This window comes from Saccharomonospora iraqiensis subsp. iraqiensis (genome assembly GCF_000430445.1).
Classification (GTDB): domain Bacteria; phylum Actinomycetota; class Actinomycetes; order Mycobacteriales; family Pseudonocardiaceae; genus Saccharomonospora; species Saccharomonospora iraqiensis.
This window is the reverse complement of record NZ_KE387056.1, coordinates 50,349-57,257: the sequence shown is the minus strand read 5'-3', so window position 1 is coordinate 57,257 and position 6,909 is coordinate 50,349. Positions and strand designations below refer to the sequence as shown.

Annotated in this window: 7 protein-coding genes and 1 pseudogene; 1 reads left to right on the top strand and 7 read right to left on the bottom strand. The window is 73.3% G+C overall.

All coding sequences use genetic code 11. The annotated features are described in order from the left end of the window. The 3 genes and pseudogenes from ACTIR_RS26255 to ACTIR_RS0104310 all read right to left on the bottom strand — a co-directional run. Positions 1–273, bottom strand: a pseudogene (locus ACTIR_RS26255) (ATP-dependent DNA ligase); the annotation flags it as partial. Between the two features lie 295 nt (positions 274–568). Continuing rightward, positions 569–1,054 (bottom strand): potassium channel family protein, encoded by a 486-nt coding sequence (locus ACTIR_RS0104315; RefSeq protein ID WP_034238310.1) that lies wholly within the window; start codon positions 1,052–1,054, stop codon positions 569–571. Positions 1,055–1,167: 113 nt separating this feature from the next. After that, positions 1,168–2,565, bottom strand: a complete 1,398-nt coding sequence (locus ACTIR_RS0104310) for a class II fumarate hydratase (RefSeq protein WP_026453348.1) — start codon at positions 2,563–2,565, stop codon at positions 1,168–1,170. A 95-nt stretch (positions 2,566–2,660) separates the two neighbouring features. On the opposite strand from ACTIR_RS0104310, the gene ACTIR_RS0104305 reads away from it, so the two are divergent. Further along, complete coding sequence (locus ACTIR_RS0104305; RefSeq protein ID WP_026453347.1) at positions 2,661–3,656, top strand: NAD(P)/FAD-dependent oxidoreductase; 996 nt, start codon at positions 2,661–2,663, stop codon at positions 3,654–3,656. Between the two features lie 63 nt (positions 3,657–3,719). Here ACTIR_RS0104305 and glpX read toward each other — a convergent pair whose 3' ends face one another. The 4 genes from glpX to xseA all read right to left on the bottom strand — a co-directional run. Continuing rightward, complete coding sequence (gene glpX, locus ACTIR_RS0104300; RefSeq protein ID WP_026453346.1) at positions 3,720–4,769, bottom strand: class II fructose-bisphosphatase; 1,050 nt, start codon at positions 4,767–4,769, stop codon at positions 3,720–3,722. Positions 4,770–4,863: 94 nt separating this feature from the next. Next, positions 4,864–5,220 (bottom strand): exodeoxyribonuclease VII small subunit, encoded by a 357-nt coding sequence (locus ACTIR_RS0104295; RefSeq protein ID WP_084789309.1) that lies wholly within the window; start codon positions 5,218–5,220, stop codon positions 4,864–4,866. Beyond that, positions 5,217–5,702 carry a hypothetical protein gene (locus ACTIR_RS0104290; protein WP_026453344.1) on the bottom strand — a complete coding sequence of 162 codons (486 nt, stop codon included), beginning with the start codon at positions 5,700–5,702 and terminating at the stop codon, positions 5,217–5,219. The genes ACTIR_RS0104295 and ACTIR_RS0104290 overlap by 4 nt, the downstream gene beginning before the upstream one ends. A gap of 9 nt (positions 5,703–5,711) precedes the next feature. After that, positions 5,712–6,909: exodeoxyribonuclease VII large subunit (xseA, locus tag ACTIR_RS0104285; protein ID WP_026453343.1), on the bottom strand; the 1,198-nt coding region annotated here is incomplete at its 5' end.

Genomic DNA, 6,909 nt, shown 5'->3' with positions numbered 1-6,909 from the left:
GCCGCCGACCGCGGCGATCTCGCCCAGCAGGGCGTCGACCTCGGCGACGGTCAGCGTGGGCTCCGCGGCGGGTGCGGTGCGCAGCCCGGACAGGGTCCGCCACCCCACGCCGATGCGGCCCTGGGTCGGTGTCCCGGTCAGAAAGGCGACCGCGGCGGCGAGCTCGTCGGCCGGTGCCCCGGTCAGCAGGTCCGCGAGCTCGGTGGTCTTCGCCGTCCGCGACCGTGTCGCCGCCAACCGCCCCGACACCCGCACGAGCTCGTGCAACCACATGCCGCCATCCTCCCCCGCCACCCCGCGAGTCGCCCCTCCATGCCCGCGAGTTGACGCCTCACGTCCGCGAGTTGCCTCCGCAGGTCGGCGAGTTGCCCGTCCTCGCCCGTGACTTGTCACTTCGTGTGGGCGAGTCGACTCCACCACGTACTGACTCGCAGGCGCGGGGTGGCAACTCGCGAGCATGGGGTGGCGACTCGCGGGCATGGGGTGGCGACTCGCGGGCATGGGGTGGCGACTCGCGGGCAGGAAGTGTCAACTCGCGGGGCTGGGGTGGCGACTCGCCGGGGGAGGGTCAGGTGGGGTGGCGGCGGGTGGCGACGTCGACGGCGCCGACGACGACCTTGGCGACGACGCCCACCAGGACCAGGCCGACGACCATCTGGATGGTGACCACGATCCGGGCGGGCTCGGCCACGGCGGCGATGTCGCCGAAGCCGACGGTGGCGAAGACCGTCATCGTGAAGTACAGCGCGTCCGTGCGGCCGACCGGTTCGGTGAACGAGTCCGGATCGGCGCCCGAGATGAGGGTGTAGGTCGCGGCGAACACCACCAGCAGCAGCGGCACCATCACGCCGAGGGCCTCCAGCGCGCGCAGCCGGGGCCGCCCCGACCGCGCGACCGCGACGATCTGCCGGACGACGACCACCCCGAGCAGCGCCAACGCGAGTCCGAACCACGGCCACGCCACCGTGTCCGACCTGCCCTCCAGCGGGGCGAGGTAGTAGCCGGTGACCAGCAGGGCCACCGACGCGGCGGTGCGCACGGACGCCGCCGCCACCGCACGGCGGGTGCCCGGGGGCCTCGCCTCTCGTCCGGTGGACACGGTCGCGGGCGGGTCAGCGGGTGCGCGACCGGAGGCGGGCCGGGGTGGTCGCCGACGGCCTCATCGGATCACCGGCCTCCCCGCGCCATGCGCAGCACGTCGAGGGCCTCGTCGAGTTGTGCCTCGGTGAGCTTCCCGTCGGCCACGTGGCCGCGTTCGAGGACGACGTCGCGGATCGGCTTCAGCTCCGCCAGCGCCTGCTTCGCCACGGCGGCCGCCTCCTCGTACCCGATGTAGGCGTTGAGCGGGGTGACGATCGACGGCGACCCCTCGGCGTAGGCACGGGCGGTGTCGGTGTTGACGGCCAGCCCGGCGAACACCTTGTCCGCCAACAGCCGGGAGGAGTTCGCGAGCAGCCGCGCCGACTCCAGCACGTTCCGCGCGATCACCGGCAGGTTGACGTTGAGCTGGAAGTTGCCCTGCGACCCGGCGAAGGACACGGTCGCGTCGTTGCCGATCACCTGCGCCGCCACCTGCATGGTGGCCTCGCAGATCACCGGGTTGACCTTGCCCGGCATGATCGACGACCCGGGTTGCAGGTCCGGCAGCGCCAGTTCCGCCAGTCCGGTGCGCGGTCCGGACCCGAGCCAGCGGACGTCGTTGGCGATCTTGTTCAGCGACACCGCGATCGTGCGCAGGTGCCCCGAGGTCTCGACCACGCCGTCCTGGGTGGCCTGTGCCTCGAAGTGGTCGCGGGCCTCGGCCAGCGGCAGCCCGGTGACCTTCGCCAGCTCCTCGGCGACCGCGCCGCCGAACCCGGGGGGCGCGTTGAGGCCCGAGCCCACCGCGGTCCCCCCGATCGGCAGCTCCCCGAGCCGGGGCAGCCCGCTGCGCAGGCGTTCGATGCCGAACCGCACCTGCGCGGCCCAGGCGCCGGCCTCCTGGCCGAGGGTCACCGGCACGGCGTCCATCAGGTGCGTGCGGCCGGACTTGACCACGTCGGCCCACTCGGCGGCCCGTCGTTCGATCGTCGTCGCGAGGTGGTCCAGTGCGGGCACGAGGTCGGTCAGTACCGCCTCCGTGGTGGCCACCCGGATGGTGGTGGGGAAGGTGTCGTTGGACGACTGCGAGGCGTTGACGTGGTCGTTGGGGTGCACGTCCCGGCCGAGTGACCGGGTCGCCAGCGTCGCGATCACCTCGTTGGCGTTCATGTTCGACGAGGTCCCCGAACCGGTCTGGAACACGTCGATCGGGAAGTGCCCGTCGTGGTGTCCCTCGGCGACCTCGTCGGCCGCCGTCGCGATCGCCGCGGCGAGGTCGCCGTCGAGGACGCCGAGCCGGGCGTTGACCCGCGCGGCCGCGGCCTTGAGCAGGCCGAGCGCGCGGATCTGGGCGCGCTCCAGACCACGGCCGGAGATCGGGAAGTTCTCCACGGCCCGTTGGGTCTGCGCGCGGTAGAGGGCGTCGGCCGGCACCTTGACCTCGCCCATCGTGTCGTGCTCGATCCGGTAGTCCTGTTCCGCCATGGGGCCAGTCTGGCGCAGTTCGGGATCAGTCGCCCGGTGTCGTGGGGCACTAGACTGCGCCACGGCCCCCACCAACGGCGGAAGGGCGGTGGGACATGAGTGCGTCCGAGACGGTGTCGGTCGACCTGGTGATCGTCGGAGCCGGGCCGACCGGCCTGTACGCCGCGTACTACGCGGGATTCCGTGGCCTGTCGACGGCGGTCGTCGACTCGCTGCCCGAGACGGGCGGTCAGATCACGGCGATGTACCCGGAGAAGATGATCTACGACGTGGCCGGCTTCCCCGCCGTGCGGGGGCGGGACCTGGTCAAGGGTCTCGTCGAGCAGGCCGCGCAGGCCGACCCCACCTACCTGCTCGGCCGCAAGGCCGACACGCTCACCACCGTCGACGACGGGCTGGAACTCGCCCTGGACGACGGTGTTCTGGTGCGCGCGGGCGCGATGCTGATCACCGCGGGCATCGGTGAGTTCACCCCGCGCCCGCTGCCCTCGGGGCAGGAGTGGCTCGGGCAGGGCCTGGTGCACTTCGTGCCTGCCCTCGACGCGCACGCCGGGCAGGACGTCGTCGTGGTCGGCGGCGGCGACTCCGCGTTCGACTGGGCGCTGGCCCTGCGCCCGATCGCGGCGAGCGTCACTCTCGTGCACCGGCGGGCGAAGTTCCGGGCCGCCGAGTCGATCGTGAAGCAGGCCCGGGACGAGGGCATCCCGATCATCACCGACGCCGAGGTCGCCGCGCTGCGCGGCAGCGGACCGGACGGCACCGGCGCGCTCGCGCAGGTGGACCTGGAGATCCGGGACGGGCGGCGGATGACGTTGCCCGCCCAGGCCGTGGTCGCCGCACTCGGGTTCACCGCCGACCTCGGCCCGATCGAGAACTGGGGCCTGCGGATCGAACGCCGGTCGATCGAGGTGGACACCACGATGGCCACCGCACGCGACCGGGTGTACGCGGCCGGTGACGTCGCCGCCTACCCCGGCAAGGTCAAGCTGATCGCCACCGGGTTCGGCGAGGCGGCCACGGCGGTGAACAACATCGCCGTGGCGCTCGACCCGAAGGCGAAGCTCTTCCCGGGCCACTCCAGCGACGCCTGACCCCGGCGGCGCCGGGGTCAGGGTGCCGGGACCCGGGGGCGGAGTCCCGGGCCCCGCGGCCGGTCAGGGGATCGGCGGGGTGGCGTCCTCCGGGGCGCCGTCGAAGTCGACGGACGAGAAGTCCCGCAGCTTGGTCAACCGGTGGTAGCCGTCGATCAGCCGCACCGTGCCGGACTTCGACCGCATCACGATCGACTGGGTGGTGGCCCCGCCCGCGCGGTAGTGGGTGCCGCGCAGCAGGTCGCCGTCGGTGACGCCGGTGGCGCAGAAGAAGACGTTGTCGCCGCGCACGAGGTCGTCGGTGGTGAGCACCCTGTCGACGTCGTGCCCGGCGTCGAGGGCCTGCTGCCGTTCGGTGTCGTCCTTCGGCCAGAGCTTGCCCTGCAACTCACCGCCGAGGCACTTCATCGCGCACGCGGCGATGATGCCCTCCGGTGTGCCGCCGATGCCCAGCAGCATGTCGACACCGGTGCTCGGCCGCGCGGTGGCGATGGCGCCCGCGACGTCGCCGTCGCTGATGAACCGGATGCGGGCACCGGCCTCGCGGACCTCCTCGACGATCCGCTCGTGCCGGGGGCGGTCCAGGATGCAGACCGTCACGTCGGAGACCCCGCTGTTCTTCGCCTTGGCGACCCGGCGGATGTTCTCGGCGATCGGCGCGGACAGGTCCACCGTCCCCGCGGCCTCCGGCCCCACGGCGAGCTTCTCCATGTAGAACACCGCCGACGGGTCGAACATCGCGCCCCGCTCGGCGACCGCGAGCACGGCGAGCGCGTTCGGCATGCCCTTCGACATCAGGGTCGTGCCGTCGATGGGGTCCACGGCCACGTCGCAGTGCGGGCCGTCGCCGTTGCCGACCTCCTCGCCGTTGAACAGCATGGGCGCCTCGTCCTTCTCGCCCTCGCCGATCACGACGACACCCCGCATCGACACGGTGCCGATCAGCTGGCGCATGGCGTCCACGGCGGCGCCGTCCCCGCCGGTCTTGTCGCCCTTGCCGACCCAGCGGCCCGCGGCCATCGCCGCGGCCTCGGTGACCCGGACCAGTTCCATCGCGAGGTTGCGGTCGGGGGCTTCGCCCCGGCGACTACCGGACTGGCTGGCGGTGGTCATGGTGCCTCCCGATGGCGTGTCTGGAACTGTTCACGACAAGCGTGTCGCTCCCTGTCGGGTCGCCGATACCCGGATCACGGGGGTGTCGCGCACGTCACCGTGCCCGGTCCTCGTCGGGCCCGTCGGAGCCGTCCTCGGACGGCGTGTCCTCAACGGTAGCCAGCGCGGCCTCGATGCGCTCGCGTGCACCGTCGAGGTGCCGCTCACACAACCGGGCCAGTCGCTCACCCTTCTCCCACAGCGCGAGCGACTCCTCCAGGGACAGGCCACCCGCCTCCAGGCCCCGTACGACCTCGATCAGCTCGTCGCGCGCCTGCTCGTAGCCGAGCTGCTCCAGACCGTCCGGGTCGGTGTTCCCCCCGGCCCCGGTGTCGGCTCCCCCGGGGCTCACGGTGTCGGCACCCGCGCCGGTGTCGTCGTCCTGCGGGGTCCGTCGCGCGTCGTCGCTCACGTGTCCGTCTCGTCCGTCCCACTCGGTGCTGTCCCGGCCGGTGCCCTCCCGGCCACCGGTGCCGCCCGGCCGCCGGTCGGGACCGGTCCGCGGGCGCACACTACCGCGCCGGCCATCGCGTGGTCGTAGGTGACGAAGGCGCGGGCGAACTCGCCCCCGTCGGACTCGGCGAGCGCGCTCTCCAGCCGTGTCTGCGCCCCGGCGACGCGGTGACGGTGCGCCGAACCCGCACCGAACCACCAGCGTTTGCCCACGTAGCACGCGGTCGCCTCGGACAGTCCCCGCAGCCTGCCGACCAGCTCCGGGGGGTCGGTCGTGCGACATCCGGCGAGCAGCACGGTCCAGCTGCGCACGGCGGCGGCCTCGACCTCGTCCGCCCGGGCGCGCACGGTCCGGACCTCCTCGGGGACCGTCCCGTCCGACTCCGCGCACAGGCGGGCGAGGGTGCCGGTCGTCAACGGCAGAAAGGCGCACCCGTGCATTCGCCGACCTCATTCCTCCCGTGTCTCCACCACCGCCCGCACCGCCCCGTCCGTGACCCGGACCCGCAGCGGTGTGCCGTCGGTCACATCGGCGACCGATCGGAGTACTCTCAGGTTGCCCGAATCGTCGGTGTACTGCACGACGGAATACCCACGTTCCAGCGTCGCCGACGGCCCCAGCGCGGTGAGCCGGGCCCGCGCGGACGCGAGCGCGGTCTGCTCGCGGGTCAGCTCGGCCAGCACCGCGCGCCGTCCGCGTTCCCGCTGGGTCTCGACCTCGACCTGCCTGCGCTGGACGGGTCCGAGCGGGTCGGCCAGGACCGGGCGGCTGCGCAGCTGGTCCAACAGTCTGCGCTGGGTGTCCACCCAGCCGTGCAGGGACCGGCGCGCGCGGTCGCGCAGCTGGTGCACCTTCGCGGTCTCCTCGGCGACGTCCGGCACCACGCGCTTGCCCGCGTCGGTGGGGGTGGAGCACCGCAGATCCGCGACGTGGTCGAGCAGCGGCGAGTCGGGTTCGTGCCCGACGGCGCTGATCACGGGTGTGCCCGCGGCGGCGACCGCCCGGCACAACGCCTCGTCGGAGAACGGCAGCAGATCCTCCACGCTCCCGCCGCCGCGGGCGATGACGATCACGTCGACGTCCGGGTCGGCGTCGAGCGTGGACAACGCCCGCAGGATCTGCGGCACCGCGTGCGCGCCCTGCACCGCGGTGTTCAGCACCCGCATCCGCACCGCGGGCCAGCGGCCCTGGGCGTTGACGAGCACGTCGTGCTCCGCGGCCGAGGCGCGCCCGGTGATCAGCCCCACGCCCCGCGGCAGGAACGGCAGGCCACGCTTGCGTTCGGCCGCGAAGAGCCCCTCCGCGGCCAGCAGCTTGCGCAGCCGTTCGATGCGGGCCAGCAGCTCCCCGATGCCGACCGGACGGATCTCGTCGGCGCGCAGGCTCAGCGTGCCCCGGCCGAGGAAGAACGACGGCCTGCCGTGGACGACGACGCTGGCGCCGTCCCGCAGCGGCGGGTCCGCGGCACGCACCATGCGCGCGGGGCAGGTGACGGTCATCGACACGTCGGCGGCCGGGTCGCGCAGCGTCACGAACGCGGTCTGGGTGCCGGGGCGGGCCGAGATCTGGGTGACCTGGCCCTCCACCCAGACCGCCCCCAGCCGGTGGATCCAGTCCGCGATCTTGCGCGCGACCGTGCGCACCGGC

Bases quoted from the DNA above. Each gene is read 5' to 3' on its own strand.
- ACTIR_RS0104290 (WP_026453344.1), bottom strand. From the start codon at position 5,702: ATGCACGGGTGCGCCTTTCTGCCGTTGACGACCGGCACCCTCGCCCGC.
- ACTIR_RS0104310 (WP_026453348.1), bottom strand. From the start codon at position 2,565: ATGGCGGAACAGGACTACCGGATCGAGCACGACACGATGGGCGAGGTC.
- ACTIR_RS0104305 (WP_026453347.1), top strand. From the start codon at position 2,661: ATGAGTGCGTCCGAGACGGTGTCGGTCGACCTGGTGATCGTCGGAGCC.
- glpX (WP_026453346.1), bottom strand. From the start codon at position 4,769: ATGACCACCGCCAGCCAGTCCGGTAGTCGCCGGGGCGAAGCCCCCGAC.